Consider the following 15,470-nt stretch of genomic DNA (forward strand, 5'->3'; position numbering starts at 1 on the left):
CACTCGACATCGCGTCAGTCCACGAGCGAGAACATCAGCTCGCCCGAGCAGACCCGCTCGCCATCGACCGTGGCAATGGCGTGCACCTTGCCGAAACGTTTGCGTTTCAGGCTGAGCAGTTCGCAGGTGATCAGAAGCTGATCGCCTGGGACCACGGGGCGCCGGAAGCGCACCCCGTCGATGCCCGCGAAGACGAACAGGCCCTTGGGCAGATCGGGCATCTGGGTGACGATCAAGCCCCCCACCTGGGCCATGGCCTCGACGATCAGGACGCCGGGCATCAGGGGGCGTCCCGGAAAATGGCCCTGGAACTGCGGCTCGTTGATGGTGACGTTCTTGAGAGCCACCGCCCGCTTGCCGGGGATGTACTCCACCACCCGATCCACCAGGGCGAAGGGATAGCGATGGGGGAGCAGATTGAGGATCTGCTCGCTGCTGAGCACCACGGCCCGTGCCGTATCGGCGGCGGGGCGGGTGGCTGGGGCGGCCTCGGGAGCGGCGGAGGGGAGAACGGTCAAGGAATCAGTGGGTCGGAACGGGCACGGGCAGGCGGGGTGCCTGGGCCGCAAGGGCCGCGGCTAGGGCGGTGTGCAGGCCATGGGAACCGCGGTAGGCAAAGACGTGGGCCCGTGGCAGGCCCACCAACGCCAGATCTCCCAGCAGGTCCAGCAGCTTATGGCGCACCGGTTCGTCGCCGAAGCGCAGCGGTGGATTGACCCAGCCGTCGCCGTCACAGACCAGGGCATTGTCGAGGGCGCCGCCGCGGATCAGGCCCGCGGCCAGCAGCTGCTCCACCTGCTCCCGGAAGCCGAAGGTGCGAGCCGGGGCGATCTCCGCCACGAAGCGCTCCGGGGTGAGATCCAGGCTGTAGAGCTGGCGGCCGATGGCAGGCTGGGGAAAGTCGATGGCAGCCGCCAGGCGCAGCTGGTCGGCCGGCAGGGCCACCACGAAACTCTGGCCCTGCTGAAGGGTGAGGGGCAGGGGCGGCAGGGGGGGCTCAAGGCGCTCCCCCCGGCTGCTGAGCCCCGCCTCTCCGATGGCAGCCACCCAGGGAAGCCCCGAGCCGTCCAGGAGGGGGATCTCCACCCCTTCCACCAGCAGCTCCGCCTGGCTCACGCCGGTGCCGGCGAGGGCCGCGAGCAGGTGCTCCACCGTCGCCAGACGGCGATCCCCCAACTGCAGGCAGGTGCACAGGCGGGTGTCGCTCACCTGCTCTGGGCCCAGTTGCTGCAGCGGCCGTTGCGGGGCGTCCAGCCAGCCCAGCCAGTAGCCCGGCCGTTCCGAGGGGCCGAGGCGGACGCGGGAGAGGGCGCCGCTGTGCAGCCCGACCCCGCTGCGCTCCACGGAGGAACTCAGGGTCCAGGCCTGGCGGTAGTCGCTGGGCCAGCTGGTCACTAGAACTTCCAGCCCACGCCGAGGTTGAAGCGCCACTCGCCCGTGAAGTCCTGGCTGGCCACCTCCAGGCGCAGTGGGCCAACGGGGGTGGTGACGATCAGGCCGGTGCCGATCGAGAAGCCGGAGCCCGGCTTGTTGAGCAGGCCGCCCAGGTTGCCTGGTACGCGCGTCTGGCTGCCGAAGGTGGTGCCGCCATCAATGAACAGCTCGCCGCTGACGATGCTGAACAGGGGGAACCGGTACTCGATCGTGGCTTCGCCGAAGCTGCGGCCCACCCCGAGATCGCAGTCGAAGTAACCCCGCACCGAGTTGCCGCCGCCCAGACAGAAGGCCTCATAGGGCGGCAGATCGCCGACCACCGTGCCGGCGGACATCTGGAAGGCCAGGGCCTGTTTGCAGTCTTCGGTTTCGCCGGCCTTGGGCCGGCACCCCTTGTAGAACTTCAGCCAGCGGACCGGGATGAAGTGGGTGAAGCTGCCCCGCAGCCGGTTGAAGGTGGGGGAGTCAGGTCCAACCGAGAAGAACTGTTCGGTGCCGAGGCTGATGAAGTTGCCGCTGGTGGGGTTGCGGGGGTCGTTGAGGGTGCTCATCGTCGCCGCCAGCCGCAGGCCCAGCAGCTGGTTGCTAGCCGCGCAGTTGTAGGCGAGGCAGATGACCGAGCTGGTGGGAACCGTGAACAGAGCGGTGGACTCGTTCGGGGTGGCTAGACCGAAGCGGCGGGAGGTGCCGGAGAAGTCCATCGGTGTGGCGACCTGGCCGGTCAGACCCAGCAGCACGGTCCAGGGAGCCCGCTTGAAGGGGTTGCCACCGTTGAGGGGCCGCACGAACTGGACGTTGGCGCCGACGCGCTGGATCAGGACGCTGTTGCCGTCGAACTGGAACCAGCTGAGGTTCTGGCCGCTGACTTCAGAGGCGATGCGGGCCGCCGTCACCGACGGGAAGACATCCAGGAGGGGGTTGAACGGCGAAAAAATGTTGTAAGCCACCTGGGTGCCAGGGGCCCGATAGAAGTCGGAGACGGTGAAGATGTTGCCGTTGTCCTGGCTCTGGAAGACCTGGGGGGCATCCCGGCTGATGAAGGCTTTCACACGGAAGGCGGTCCGGAACCGGTCCCCCTTGATCCAGGGGTCGCTGAAGGAGATGTCGGCCAGGCCGCCGAACTGGCCGTAGGTGAAGCTTGTGGAGAGATCCCAGGCGCGGCCGAACAGGTTGCTGTCCTGCACCTGGATCTGGCCGAAGACACCCTGGCTCTGGCTGTAGCCCAGACCACCGGAAAGGGAACCGGTCGACTGCTCGACAACCCCCAGCACGATCACCACCGAGCCGGGATCCTCCGGTTCGGGACGCAGGGTCACCTTGACGTCGCTGAACAGTCCGGTGCCGTACAGACGCTTGAGGTCGTCCTCCAGGTTGCGGCGATTGAAGACTTCGCCGGTCTTGATCGAGATCTCACGGGTGATCACCCATTCCTTCGTCTTGCCCTTGATCGGCTGGCCCTTGTCGTTGGTGGCCGATCCCTCCTTGTTGAGGAACTGGACCTCCACGCCCTTCACCGTGCCCTGGCGCACCAGCAGCTGAACGTTGCCATCCGGGCCCACCCTGGAGGGTCCGGTGACGCGGGCCAGGGAGAAGCCCTGGTCGGCGTACCACTTCTGCAGTTCCTGCATGCGGCCCTGCAGGGTGACCAGGTTGAGGGTCTTGCCGTAGTCACCGGCGAAGGTGTCCTGCAGCACCGTCTCGGGCAGCTTGGCGTCGGTGGGATCGAGGCTCACCTTGGTGAGCACCGGGTTGGGCACCACCGAGACCACCAACCTCACCCCGAGGGGGCCGTCCTGGGGCTGGATCCGCACGTCGGAGAACCAGCCGGTGGCGTAGATGGCCTGCAGATCCGTTTCCAGTTCGCTGCGGGTGATCGCGTTGCCTGGGGTCACCGCCATGGCGGCATAGGTGGCCAGCTCCAGCCGCTCGCTCTCTGGATGATCCGCCAGGCCTTCGATCACCACCTCGCTGATCAGCACCCGGGGCTCGGCCGATGCGGCGGGCGTGGGGGCTGGACCCAGGGTGGGTTTGCCGGGCCTGTCGTCGCTGGCGGCAGGGGCGCTGGGGGTGGCTCCAGGGGCGGGAACGGCTGGGCTGGTGGGGGTGGCTCCGGGGGCGGGAGCCTCTGGGGTGCCGGATGGGGCAGGGGCGACGTCGGCCGGTGCGGCGAAAGGATCGGCTCCGGCCTGGGCCAGCGAGGGCACGGGAGCCTGCCCCTCGCGCTTGGTTGGCGGACTCTCGTCCGCCCTGGCCTGGCCGCCTGTCAGCAGCAGGGCCACGAGCAGTGGCAGGGAGGCGGTCGCCGCCCGGAGCGTGACGCTTCGAAGGGTGTGGGGCCTGCCGAGGCGAACGCCAAGCATGGATGTCGTCTGCAGAGCGGCCAGGCCGCAAATTCCGCTGACCTTACCCGTAGACCCGCGGTTGGGGACAGACCCCTTGGACCCGTTTGAGGACCTCCCCGTAGGCCTCGACAACACCGCCCAGGTCCTGGCGGAAACGGTCCTTGTCCAGAATCCTTGCCTCGGCATCGCTCACCGACCGGTTCCAGAGGCGGCAGGTGTCGGGGCTGATCTCGTCCGCCACAACCAGTTCGCCGGTGGTGGTGAACCCCAGTTCGATCTTGAAATCCACCAGTTCGAGCCCCACCTGGGCGAACAGCTGGCGCAAGCCCTCGTTGACGCGGAAGGCTAGTTCACGGATCGCCTGCAGCTGGGCGGGCGTCACCAGCTGGAGCCGCTCCAGACGCGCTTCGCTGAGCAGGGGATCACCCAGGGCGTCATCTTTGTAGTACAGATCCAGCAAGGGCGGATCCAGTGGGGTGCCCGCCGGGATCGGCATCTGGCGGCAGAGGGAACCGGCGGCCACGTTGCGCACCACCACTTCCACCGGCACCACCCGCACCGGCCGCACCATCATCCAGTGGTCCCCCTGCAGGCCCAGGTAGTGGGTGGGCACCCCCAGCCGCTCCAGGTGTTCGAACAGCAGGGCGGAGATGCGGCAGTTGAGGGCCCCCTTGCCGAGCAGCTGGGCCTTCTTGAGGGCATTGAAGGCCGTGGCGTCGTCCTTGTACTCCACAGCCACCAGGTCGTCCTGGTCGGTGGCGTACACCCGCTTGGCCTTGCCTTCGTAGAGGAGGGGGCCGGTGGCTGGGGAGAGGGTCATGGGGCGGGTGTCGTGGTCGGGGCCGGTTCCGTCGCCGGTACCGGAAGATCGGCGGCATGGCTGCCGGGGTCGCGGGGGGAGCGCAGCTGGATCTCCAACTGGCGGGTGCGGGGGGCTGAAGCCGGATCCTCGCGCCGCCAGCGCCATTCCCCGTAGGCGTCGTCGAGGCGGCCGCTGAGCCGCAGGCGCCGCTCCACGGCCCGCTCGGAGGGCAGGGCGGCCTGGGTGTCCAGCAGCTCCGCCACCAGACCCCAGGCCCCCGCCGCTGCCGCCTGGTCGAGGGCTGCCTCCAGCAGGGCCTCCCGCTGCGGCGCCGGCAGTTCCGCCAGCAGCGCCACCGCCTGCTGCAGACGCAGGGCGCCCGCCAGACCGCCCTGGCGGGCTCGCACCAGCAGTTCGCCTCCGACCCGGGGAAAGCCCCGTGATTCCAGGTGCAGGGCCAGGAGCTCCAGGGCTGAGCGACTGATCACGGTGCCATCGTCCCGGCGCTGCAGCGGCAGGGTGATGGCCTCAAGGGACGTACCGCTCTCTTGCCGCAGCCGCTCCAGGGCCAGGGCCGCCCGGCGGTGGTCCAGCCCTGCCGAGGCGGCGCGCCACTGCAGCTGCAACCACTGCACCCGCTCGGCCCCGGCGGCCGGGCCGAAGCGGTTGAGCACGTCCATGGCCTGGCTGGGCGCCCGGCAGCTGAGCAGCACGTCGGCGTTGGCCAGCACCACCTCCAGGGGCTGGGGAGCCGGATGGATCGTCAGCAGCCGCTGCTGCAGCGGCCTCAGGCGCTCACCCAGACCGGCCTCGGCGCTCTGGCGACAGGCCGCGTCGAGCTGCTCCAAATCCCCGTCGTATAGCAGGTCGGCAAACGCCTTCTCGCTGAGCAGTGGGGGCGGTTCCTCGGGCTCCTGCGTCGGCCCGGATGGTCCGGCCTCCGCCGCATCAGTGGCAGGGACCACCGTCGCTGCCGGCTTTGGGGCCACTTCCGATGCCGCAGCCCCCAGCGGCGTGAACAGGCCCAGGATGGCCAGGGCTCCGAGGGTCCTCAGGAGCGACTTCCGCCACTGCGCCGGCCACCACCACCCGCGCAGGGGCTGGCCATTGGTTGGGCCGGATCCGCTGGGCGGGACGGCGGTCGAGGCGGCGGTCGGAGAGAATGGCAAACGGGAGTGACAGCAAGGCAGGTGAAGGCAACTGGTGCAACACCCGTGCCGGCGCTCAACCTAGGGGAGCTCTCCTCCCCGATCCACCCCCCCCTTTTCTGCCCCCCTTTCTGCCCATGGCTTCATCCACCATCGCCGATGTTCCCCCCGTCGGCCCCGTGCCGGCCCGGGTCCTGGTGGTGGGCGGTGGTGGACGCGAGAACGCCCTGGGCTGGGCTCTGGCGCGCTGTCCTGGGGTGGAGCAGGTGCTGGTGGCTCCCGGTAACGGCGGCACGTCGGATCTGGCGGGCTGCGTCCAGCTGGCCATCGCCGAAACCGACCAGGAGGCCCTGGCCACGGCCTGCCGGGAGCGGGCCATTGACCTGGTGGTGGTGGGGCCGGAAGCACCCCTGGCGGCCGGTCTGGCGGACCGGCTGCGGGCGGAGGGGCTGGCGGTCTTCGGCCCTGGAGCGGATGGGGCCCTGCTGGAGGCCAGCAAGCGCTGGGCCAAGGACCTGATGCGGGAAGCGGGTGTGCCCACGGCGCGGTACTGGGCGGCAGCATCGCGGCAGGAGGCCCTGGAGGCTTTGGAGCGGCATGGTCGCCCCCTGGTGGTGAAGGCCGATGGGCTGGCGGCCGGTAAGGGTGTGACGGTGGCTGACAGCCTGGATCAGTGCCGCCAGGCCATCGAGGAGGTGTTCGCCGGCCGCTTCCAGACCGGCGCTCCCGGCGGAACCGACGCCGCCCCCTCCCTGGTGCTGGAGGAGCGGCTGCATGGCCCGGAGGTGTCGGTCTTTGCCCTCACGGACGGCCGCACCATGGTGCTGCTGCCTCCGGCCCAGGACCACAAGCGCATCGGCGAGGGGGACACGGGGCCCAACACCGGCGGCATGGGGGCCTACGCGCCCGCCCGGCTGCTGGATGGGGCAGGGCTGGAGCAGGTGCGCCAGCTGGTGCTGGAGCCGATCCTGGCGGCCCTGCGCTCCCGGGGCATCGACTATCGCGGCGTGATTTTCGCCGGCCTGATGCTCACCGAGGACGGTCTGCGGGTGATCGAGTTCAACTGCCGCTTCGGCGACCCGGAATGCGAGACCCTGATGCCGCTGCTGGGCCCGGAGCTGGCCCGGGTGCTGCTCGCCTGTGCCACCGGCCATCTGGAGGGGGCCCCGCCCCTGACGATCAAGCCCCGCTGCAGTGCCTGCGTGATCGCTGCCGCCGAGGGCTATCCCGGGGAGGTGCGTCGTGGTGATCTCATCCATGGCGACCTGGCGGACGACCCGGATCTGCAGCTGTTTCACGCCGGCAGTCGCCGGGATGAGGATGGTCACGTGATCACCGCTGGAGGGCGGGTGCTGGCTGTGGTGGCCCAGGCCGAGGACTTCGACGCCGCCTTCGAGCGGGCCTACGCCGGCCTGGGACGGGTGGGCTTCGACGGCATGGTCTTTCGCCGAGACATCGGCCACCAGGTGCGGACGCGACCGCCGGTGCGGCCATGACGCTCAGTGATCCTGGGTCCGCCCGCAGCAGCGCCGAGCCGGCCGATTCCCTGAACCTCTGGCAGGCGCGCCTGCGGCGCTGGTGGGCTGAGTTCAGCCTGCAGACGAAACTTCTGGCGGTCGCCACCCTCGTGGTGAGCCTGCTGATGACGGGCATCACCTTCCTGGCGCTCAACGGCATCCAACGCGATGCCCGGATGAGCGACACCCGCTTTGCCCGGGACCTCGGGCTGCTGCTGTCAGCCAATGTCACCCCCCTGGTGGCGGAGGGCAACGACCGCGAACTGGCCTCGGTGGCCGAACGCTTCTGGCAGTCCAGCCGCAGCCTCCGCTACATCTTCTTCGCCGATTCCGACGGTGTGATCTACCTGGGCATTCCCATGGGGGGTAGCACTGGCATGGGTGAGCGGGTACTCAGTCGCCGATTGGAGCTGCCTGCCGACATCCAGCGCCGCCCCGACAATCCCCTGATCCGCCAGCACCTCACCCCGGACGGCCTGGTCACCGATGTGTTCGTACCGATGGTGAGCGACGGCCGCTATCTGGGCGTGGTGGCCCTGGGCATCAACCCCAACGAAACGCTCCTGGCCAGTGCCGCCCTCACCCGTGAAGTGACCGTGGCGGTGTTCATCTCCATCTGGGTGCTGGTGATCCTGGGCTCGGTGTTCAACGCCCTCACCATCACCCAGCCGGTGAAGGAGCTCCTGCGGGGGGTGCGTTCGATTGCCGGTGGCAACTTCGAGACCCGCATCGCCCTGCCGGTGGGGGGGGAGTTGGGTGAGCTTCTCAACGGGTTCAACACCATGGCCTCCCAGTTGGAGGTCTACAAGGCGGCCAACATCGAGGAGCTCACGGCCGCCCAGGTCAAGCAACAGTCGCTGATCGCCACCATGGCTGATGGGGCGGTGCTGCTCGACGCTGAAGGACTCATCGTTCTGGCCAACCCAACGGCCAGGCGCCTGTTCCGCTGGGAGGGCCGCAACCTGGAGGGCAGCGAACTGGCCGGCGAATTGCCCGATCGGCTGGCGATGGAACTGCACGATCCGCTGGAGAGCCTGATCCTGAGCGAGCGGGACAACACGGAGGTGCGCTGCAGTTTCGGTGATCCCGCCCGTACCCTGCGCATCGTGCTCCAGTCGGTGCGGGATGCCAGTGGCGAGAGCCTCAAGGGCATCGCCATGACCATCCAGGACCTGACCCGGGAGGTGGAGCTGAATGCCGCCCAGAGCCGCTTCATCAGCAATGTCTCCCACGAGCTGCGCACCCCCCTTTGCAACATCAAGAGCTACGTGGAGACGCTCCACGACATGGGCGACCTGCTCAGCCCCGAAGAGCAGAAGGAATTCCTGAGCATCGCCAACGCCGAAACCGACCGTCTGTCGCGGCTGGTCACGGATGTGCTTGACCTGTCACGGCTGGAGTCGGACCGGGTCTGGCAGCTGGAGCCCATGGACCTTGCTCCGGCCATGGAGCAGACCCTGCGCACCTACCGGCTGAACGCGGAGGAGAAGGGGGTCATCCTGATCTTCGCCGGCGATCAGCACCTGCCCCGGGTCCGTGGCAACTGGGATCTGCTGCTCCAGGTGTTCGACAACCTGGTGGGCAACGCCCTCAAGTTCACCCAAGAAGGTGGCCAGCTGCTGCTGCGGGCCTACCCCTGGCCCGACCACTGTCTGCTGGACCCCGGCGCCAGCCCTGGCGACCATCCCTCCTGTTCTCTCACCTCCCCCCTGCCCCGACTGAGGGTTGAGATTGCCGACAGCGGCTGTGGCATCTTCGAGGCCGACCAGGCGCGGATCTTCGAGCGGTTCTTCCGGGTCGAGAACGCCGTACATACCGAGGCCGGCACCGGTCTGGGACTCTCGATCGTGAGGGGAATCCTTGAGAAACACGGCAGCCAGGCCCGGATGGCCAGCGAGCCTGGCGTGGGCACCACCTTCTGGTTCGATCTGCCCCTGGAGGACGCCGACGGTGATGAATTGAAGGTGCAGGTGGAGCGCTCCTCGGCCATGGCTGAGATGGACAAGGAACGGCGAATTCCCGTGGCTTGAGTGATGGTCCGCCTGGTCAGTTCTCCCCATCCACGCTGCGCATGATGCGCCCCAAATCGGCCCGTTCATCGGTGGTGATGCGGTGGGGAACACCGCTGATGATGCGCTCGAAATTGGCGAAGGAATCCTTGATCTCCGGTCCGTTGCCCGTGATCACGAACTCGCGGATGCCCTTGTCGTGCCAGGAGCCGCGCATCTTGAACACGTTCAGGGCCCGGGCCATCTCGCCGCGGATCTCTACATACTGCAGCAGCAGAATGGTGTCGGTGATGGTGGAGATGTGGGAATCGGTGATCGAGTGGCTGCCCATGAACTCCTCGGAGGTGTTGGTGAAGAAGCCCGCGATCTCCTCCTGTTTCGCATATCCCGTCACCCCGATCACAAACTGCCTGAAGGCGTTGTGGCTGACGCCCCTGGCCAGGGCGGAAAGGGAATCAATCGCCATCCTGGACGGTTTGAACTCGCTGATCTCCGTCTTGATGATCTGCAGGTGATCCTCCAGGCCGGTGGACTCTGGATAGGCGCAGATGATCTTGAGCAGACCGTCCTGCTCCATCTGCTCAAAATCGATGCCCCAGCTGGTGGCGTTGCGTAGCAGCTGGGCGCGGGATTCCTCGTAGGCGAACAGGATCGCGCGCTCCTTGCTGCGGCAGGCATCTTCCACGAATTTGCTGACCAGCAGGGTCTTGCCGGTGCCGGTGGCGCCGGTCGCCAGAATGATGGAGTCCTTGAAGAAGCCCCCGCCGCACATCTCATCCAGCCGGGGAACGCCGGAACTCAGGCGCACGTTGGAGGAGCGCTGGGTGAGGCGCATCGCCCCCAGCGGGAACACACTGATGCCGTGGCTGCCCATGGTGAAAGGGAACTCCCCTTTCATATGGGTGGTGCCCCGGAGCTTGAGCACCTCCACCGTGCGGCGCCGCCGTTCCCCCTCCAGTACGTTGCGCAGGATCACCACGTTGTCGGAGACGAACTCCTCGACGCCGTAGCGGGCGATGGCTCCGTACTCATCAACCCGTTCGGTGGTCATCAACGTGGTGACGCCGATCTCCTTGAGCCGGGCGATCAGTCGGAAGATTTCCCGGCGCACCACGGAGATGGCGTCGTACTGCTGAAAGACGGCCGTGATGGAATCGATCGCCACACGCTTCGCTTTGTATTTCCGGATCGCGTAGTGGATCCGTTCGATCAGGCCGGAAAGGTCGAAACTTCCTGAGACTTCCTGGCCATCGGGATCCGGAGAGGCATCAAGGACAAATAGCTTGTTCTGCTCCACCATTTCCTGCAGGTTCCAACCGAAGCTGGAGGCATTGCGAAGGATGTCGAGAGGAGATTCCTCGAAGGTGACAAAAATTCCGTGTTCGTTGAACTGGCGGATCCCATTGCAGAGAAAATTCAACGAGAAGACCGTTTTCCCTGTCCCTGAGGTGCCGCTGATCAAGGTCGATCGGCCGATCGGCAGACCACCATGGCAGATGTCATCGAAGCCTTCGATCCCCGTGGGAAGCTTCTGCATCTGCATCCGGCTGGCGGCGGGGTCGTGGTCGTTGGGATCCGGCATCGAAGGGATGAAAGGGGGGCTGGGTGTGCTGGGGAGTTGGCCTGGTCAGGACGGCCTCAGGAGGATTCGGGAGGGGTGGCTTCACCGCCCGCTTCGAGATCGTCGATATCCAGCTTGAAGTCCTCGTCCGAGAGTTCTTCGTAGAGGAGATCGAGGCCGATCAACACCCGATCCCGGTCGGAAAGATCGCCGATGATCCGCCGCACGGGTGGCGGCAGGATTTTCGCCAGGGTGGGCGTAGCCAGAATCTTGTCTTCCTCGGCCAGTTGTGGATTTTTGAGAACGTCGATCACCTTGAGGGCGTAAACCCCACGGAACTCGGATTCGAGGATGTCGCGTAGCGTTTTCAGGGCCCGCATGGAATTGGGCGTGTTGCCTGCCACGTAGAGCTTGAGAATGTAAGTCTTGCGGAATGTCATGGCGGTGGCTTAGGCGATGGGGCTGGCTACTTCGGGCATGGGGGCAGTCAGGATTGGCACGTCCGGAGGAATAGAGCGCCGATACATCTCGCAGAGGTGGGCCATGACATCGAGGAGGGCCAGCCGGTAGTCCTGCAGGAAATCGTTCTTCTGTCCCTTCAGCATGAGCTGTTTCCAGAACTCTTCGATCAGATTCACGTGGATCTCAACCATCTTGGTAATCGGTAGATCGGCAAAGAAGGCGGTGTTCACGAAGCTTTCGATCGCCTGGTTGGCCGTGGCCGGATTCTTGAAGTAACTGATCAGCAGATCGCGGTAGCTGCGCCGCAGGGAGTCGAGCAGTTCGCTCCGCTCTTCGGCTTCCAGGTTGCGCAGGAAACGGGAGGGGTCCCGCTTGTAGTAGACGCTCAGGTACCCGAGGCGACCGTTCAGCCGGTTGGACAGTTTCCAGCCGTCGGGGGTGGTCGCCTGGGCTTCGCTGCTGGCTGGCGGGGTGTGGTGGCGCAGGAACCGGGAAACGGCAGCATCGAGGCTGTAGCTCAGTTGCTCCAGCTGGTCGGGGGGCAGGCGGACTTCAGCTCCATGGAACAGCACATCACCAGTGACAGGCCCGATCAGCACGGCCGGTAGTTCCAGCCCCCGCTCATGCAGGGTGCTGAAAAAGCTTGTCTCCACGGCACCCTCCTCGAGCAGCAGGCCGTCGACGTCCTCGCAGCGCTGCTCCAATGGCACGATGGGTTCGGTGGCAGGGTCAACCTGCACCAGGTGGTAGCGCCCACCTTTGAGACACTGAAGACAGGCCTCCTGCAGAGCAGGGCTCTGGATGACGGTGAGGATGTTGAGAACCGGTTGGGGCATCGACCGCTGCGGCGGGGTGCTCCCCTGGTCGAGCTGAATCTTGACGGAAGGTAGCCCCAGACGTGAAGATCTTAGTTCTGTCTTTCGATTCCGTGCGCCCAGGCCCAATGGCGGCTCCCTGCCGCCAGCCTGGCCACGCCCCTGACGTGATGACCCAAGCCCCCCAGCAGGACCTCTCCAGCGAAGCCGCGACAGGAGCAGCGACCAGTGACAGCACCGGCGCTTACGCCATCGTCGAGGCCTCCGGCCAGCAGTTCTGGCTCCAGACCGATCGCTACGTCGACCTTGATCGACTCAGCGCGGACGTCGACAGCACTGTCACCCTGGAGAACGTGCTTCTTGTGAAGGATGCGTCCGGCACCACCCTCGGCCAGCCCTATGTGGAGGGTGCCACGGTGGATCTCAAGGTGATGGCCCATCGCCGCGGCCAGAAGATCATCGTTTACAAGATGCGTCCCAAGAAGAAAACCCGTCGCAAGAACGGTCACCGTCAGGAGCTCACCCGCGTCATGGTCCAGTCGATCAAGGTGGGCGGCAAGGCGATCGCCTGATCGGGCCCCCCAGCGTCCAGTCCACTTCTTTCTCCCGCCCCCCACTCTCTCCCCATGGCCCACAAGAAAGGCACAGGCTCAACCCGTAACGGCCGCGATTCCAATTCCAAGCGCCTCGGCGTCAAGCGCTATGGCGGTGAAACCGTCAGCGCCGGTTCGATCCTGATCCGTCAGCGCGGCACCTCGGTGATCCCCGGCGTCAATGTCGGTCGTGGTTCCGACGACACCCTGTTCGCCCTGGTGGACGGTGTTGTCAAGTTCGAATCGATCAAGCGGGGCCTGCGTAACCGCAAGCGCATCAACATCGCCGTCGCTGCCTAAGTCAGGGGCACCTCGCCCAGTTCCGTGCCGTCACCCGGAACCTCCAGATAGCGCCTCAGCCAGCCCACCAGTAGGTAGAAGGGCAGGGTGTCGGCCAAGGCCGCCACCAGCTTGAACACGTATCCGCTGGCGATGAACACCCCCAGCTGGGGCAGCACGGGCTCTCCGGCCCTGATCGGCAGTACATGGGCGGCGTAGTGGCTGATCAGCACCACGGCTGAGGTATCCACGATCTGGCTGATCAGGGTGGAGCCGTTGTTGCGTAGCCACAGGGCCTTGCCGTTGCTGAAACGCTTCCAGAAATGGAACAGGCGCACGTCGGTGAACTGGGCTGCCATGTACGCAGCCATGGAGGCCCCCACGGCCCCGAAGGCCAGCCGGCGAACCTCGAAGAACACCGGCACCCCAGCGGCCTGGGGGTCGGGCGGCAGCCCCGCCACCCCACCGAATCCGTCCAGGCCCGGCAGGATGCCCCCCAGCCAGAGCACCAGCACGATCCAGCCATTGAGCATCAGACCCACCCACACCACCTGGGAGGCGCGTCGCTCGCCCCAGATCTCGCTGATCAGGTCGGTGCAGAGGAAGGTGACGGGGTACGGCAGGGCCCCGATCGCCACGATGATCGGGAAGGAGCCGATGCTGCCCAACGTCAGGAACCGGGTCAGACCGAGGATGTTCAGCATGCCCATGGTCCCCAGGAAGATGCCGGCCAGCACCAGAAAGGTCAGCTCGCGCCGGTCCTGCAGCGTCATCGGCGCTTGAGCATGGGTGAAGGTTCCACCAGGCTGCCGCCTTCGCCCCCGTCGCGCCACGGTTGCGGCTTCCTGGTGCTCGACAAACCCGCCGGCCTGACCTCCCACGATGTCGTCGCCCGGGTGCGGCGGGCCTGCGGCCTGCGGCGGGTGGGCCATGGCGGCACCCTGGATCCGGCGGTCACCGGCGTGTTGCCGATCGCTCTGGGTCCGGCCACCCGCTTGCTGCCCTACCTCCCCGGCGACAAGACCTATCGCGGCACCGTGCAGCTGGGGCTCCGCACGGGCACCGATGACCTTGAGGGTGAGGTGCTGGAGCAGCAGGCCGTGCCGGTCCTCGGCCTCGAAGAGCTGGAGCGGGCCCTGGCCCCCTTCCGGGGGGAGATCCTGCAGGTTCCCCCCCAGGTCTCCGCCGTGCATGTGGATGGCCAGCGGGCCTACGCCCGGGTCAGGGCGGGAGAACAGCTGGCACTGGCGGCGCGGCCGGTGCTGATCCATGGCCTCGATCTGCTCGGCTGGGATCCGGCCAGCGGCCGCCTGGAGCTGCAGGTGCGTTGTTCCGCCGGCACCTACGTGCGCGCCCTGGCGAGGGACCTGGGGGAGGCCCTGGGCTGCGGTGGTGCCCTGGCCAGCCTGCGCCGCACCGCCGCCCTCGGTTTCGGCCTGCACCAGGCCATTTCCATGCAGCGCCTGGCCAGCGGCCCCATGCCCCCCCTGCTGGATCCCCTCGAGGTGCTGGTGGATCTGCCGCGCCAGCGTCTCGATCCGGCCCAGCTGTCCCCCTGGCGTTGCGGCCGCGCGCTGCCCCGTACGGTGGAGCAGTTGCCAGAAGGGGCTGTCGCCGTGCTCACGCCGGATGGCGCTCTGGCTGGCATCGCCCGTGCCGATGGCAAGGGCCTGCTCCTGCCCCGGCTGGTGTTTGACGCCGCCGGTTGAACCTCCCCCGACACCGCGATGGCCGGCCACAGCAAATGGGCCCAGATCAAGCGCACCAAGGCGGTGGTGGATGCCAAGCGGGGAGCCCTCTTCACCCGGCTGGGCCGGGAGATCACCGTGGCGGCCCGCTCCGGTGCCGATCCCGCCGGCAACTTCCAGCTCCGAACCGCCATCGAGAAGGCCAAGGTGGCCGGGCTGCCCAACGCCAACATCGACCGGGCGGTTGCCAAGGGGAGCGGTCAGGGGGGTGCTGGCGCCGAGCTGTTTGAGGCAGTGCGCTACGAGGGCTACGGCCCGGGAGGGGTGGCCGTGCTGGTGGAGGCCCTCACCGACAACCGCAACCGCACCGCTGCCGACCTGCGGCTGGCCTTCGGCAAGCATGGCGGCAATCTCGGCGAGACCGGCTGCGTCAGCTACCTGTTCGAGCAGCTGGCCGTGGTGCGACTGGCCCTGCCCAGTGTCGATGAAGAGACCTTGCTGGAGAGCCTGCTGATCCTGGAGGAGCGGGGTGGACCGGCGGCGGCGGGCTACGCCATCGACGCGGATGGGGTCGATGTGTTCGGGGCCTACGCCGATCTCGAAGCTCTCCAGGATGGGCTCAGGCATCTGGACCTGCCGCTGGCAGGTTGGGAGCACCGCTGGATCGCCTCCCTCCCCTGCCGCCTTGACGATGGGGCGCTGCTGGCCGCCTGTCTGCGCATGCTGGATGTGCTCGAGGATCTCGATGACGTGCGCAGTGTCACCACCAATCTCGAAGCGGACGATGCCCTGATGGCAGCGGTCCTGCTCGGCTGACGCT

Annotated in this window: 15 protein-coding genes; 6 read left to right on the top strand and 9 right to left on the bottom strand. The window is 67.1% G+C overall.

Going from position 1 to position 15,470, the window contains the following annotated elements:
- Positions 1-14: 14 nt before the first annotated feature.
- From fabZ to KBZ33_RS12040, 5 genes are all read right to left on the bottom strand, one after another.
- On the bottom strand, positions 15-443 hold the full coding sequence (fabZ, locus tag KBZ33_RS12020; RefSeq protein ID WP_254953493.1) for a 3-hydroxyacyl-ACP dehydratase FabZ: 429 nt from the start codon (positions 441-443) through the stop codon (positions 15-17).
- A gap of 79 nt (positions 444-522) precedes the next feature.
- Positions 523-1,395, bottom strand: coding sequence for a UDP-3-O-acyl-N-acetylglucosamine deacetylase (gene lpxC / locus KBZ33_RS12025; protein WP_254953439.1), 873 nt, complete (start codon positions 1,393-1,395; stop codon positions 523-525).
- Complete coding sequence (locus KBZ33_RS12030) at positions 1,395-3,794, bottom strand: BamA/TamA family outer membrane protein (protein ID WP_254953438.1); 2,400 nt, start codon at positions 3,792-3,794, stop codon at positions 1,395-1,397. Before KBZ33_RS12030 ends, lpxC begins: the two co-directional genes overlap by 1 nt.
- A gap of 43 nt (positions 3,795-3,837) precedes the next feature.
- Positions 3,838-4,596: a phosphoribosylaminoimidazolesuccinocarboxamide synthase gene (purC, locus tag KBZ33_RS12035; RefSeq protein WP_254953436.1), complete on the bottom strand. Its 759-nt coding sequence runs from the start codon at positions 4,594-4,596 to the stop codon at positions 3,838-3,840.
- Positions 4,593-5,543, bottom strand: coding sequence for a hypothetical protein (locus tag KBZ33_RS12040; protein ID WP_254953434.1), 951 nt, complete (start codon positions 5,541-5,543; stop codon positions 4,593-4,595). The genes purC and KBZ33_RS12040 overlap by 4 nt, the downstream gene beginning before the upstream one ends.
- A 320-nt stretch (positions 5,544-5,863) precedes the next feature.
- Here KBZ33_RS12040 and purD point away from each other — a divergent pair, with 320 nt between their 5' ends.
- Both purD and KBZ33_RS12050 read left to right on the top strand, forming a co-directional pair.
- A complete protein-coding gene (gene purD / locus KBZ33_RS12045; RefSeq protein ID WP_254953432.1) occupies positions 5,864-7,222 on the top strand; it encodes a phosphoribosylamine--glycine ligase in 1,359 nt (452 codons plus the stop codon).
- The gene (locus KBZ33_RS12050; protein ID WP_254953430.1) at positions 7,219-9,273 is read left to right on the top strand and encodes an ATP-binding protein; all 2,055 of its coding nucleotides are present in this window, start codon (positions 7,219-7,221) and stop codon (positions 9,271-9,273) included. Before purD ends, KBZ33_RS12050 begins: the two co-directional genes overlap by 4 nt.
- A 16-nt stretch (positions 9,274-9,289) precedes the next feature.
- Here the strand turns inward: KBZ33_RS12050 and kaiC are convergent, their stop codons facing one another.
- The 3 genes from kaiC to KBZ33_RS12065 are packed head-to-tail and all read right to left on the bottom strand — an operon-like array spanning position 9,290 to position 12,111.
- Positions 9,290-10,834, bottom strand: coding sequence for a circadian clock protein KaiC (gene kaiC, locus KBZ33_RS12055; RefSeq protein WP_254953428.1), 1,545 nt, complete (start codon positions 10,832-10,834; stop codon positions 9,290-9,292).
- 56 nt (positions 10,835-10,890) lie between these two features.
- Entirely contained in the window at positions 10,891-11,253 is a 363-nt protein-coding gene (kaiB, locus tag KBZ33_RS12060; protein WP_254953426.1) for a circadian clock protein KaiB, read from the bottom strand.
- 9 nt (positions 11,254-11,262) lie between these two features.
- The gene (locus KBZ33_RS12065) at positions 11,263-12,111 is read right to left on the bottom strand and encodes a circadian clock protein KaiA (protein WP_254953424.1); all 849 of its coding nucleotides are present in this window, start codon (positions 12,109-12,111) and stop codon (positions 11,263-11,265) included.
- Positions 12,112-12,260: 149 nt separating this feature from the next.
- Between KBZ33_RS12065 and rplU the strand changes: the two genes are divergently transcribed.
- Both rplU and rpmA read left to right on the top strand, forming a co-directional pair.
- Positions 12,261-12,662, top strand: a complete 402-nt coding sequence (gene rplU, locus KBZ33_RS12070) for a 50S ribosomal protein L21 (RefSeq protein ID WP_254953422.1) — start codon at positions 12,261-12,263, stop codon at positions 12,660-12,662.
- A 54-nt stretch (positions 12,663-12,716) separates the two neighbouring features.
- Entirely contained in the window at positions 12,717-12,983 is a 267-nt protein-coding gene (gene rpmA / locus KBZ33_RS12075) for a 50S ribosomal protein L27 (protein ID WP_254953420.1), read from the top strand.
- Here rpmA and KBZ33_RS12080 read toward each other — a convergent pair.
- Positions 12,980-13,735, bottom strand: coding sequence for a queuosine precursor transporter (locus tag KBZ33_RS12080; protein WP_254953418.1), 756 nt, complete (start codon positions 13,733-13,735; stop codon positions 12,980-12,982). The two genes, rpmA and KBZ33_RS12080, sit on opposite strands and share 4 nt — an antisense overlap.
- A 12-nt stretch (positions 13,736-13,747) precedes the next feature.
- Between KBZ33_RS12080 and truB the strand changes: the two genes are divergently transcribed.
- Both truB and KBZ33_RS12090 read left to right on the top strand, forming a co-directional pair.
- Positions 13,748-14,671 carry a tRNA pseudouridine(55) synthase TruB gene (gene truB / locus KBZ33_RS12085; protein ID WP_254953416.1) on the top strand — a complete coding sequence of 308 codons (924 nt, stop codon included), beginning with the start codon at positions 13,748-13,750 and terminating at the stop codon, positions 14,669-14,671.
- 18 nt (positions 14,672-14,689) lie between these two features.
- The gene (locus KBZ33_RS12090; protein WP_254953414.1) at positions 14,690-15,466 is read left to right on the top strand and encodes a YebC/PmpR family DNA-binding transcriptional regulator; all 777 of its coding nucleotides are present in this window, start codon (positions 14,690-14,692) and stop codon (positions 15,464-15,466) included.
- Positions 15,467-15,470 lie beyond the last annotated feature (4 nt).

Source organism: Cyanobium sp. Cruz-8D1 (genome assembly GCF_024345975.1).
Taxonomy (GTDB): Bacteria; Cyanobacteriota; Cyanobacteriia; order PCC-6307; family Cyanobiaceae; genus Cyanobium.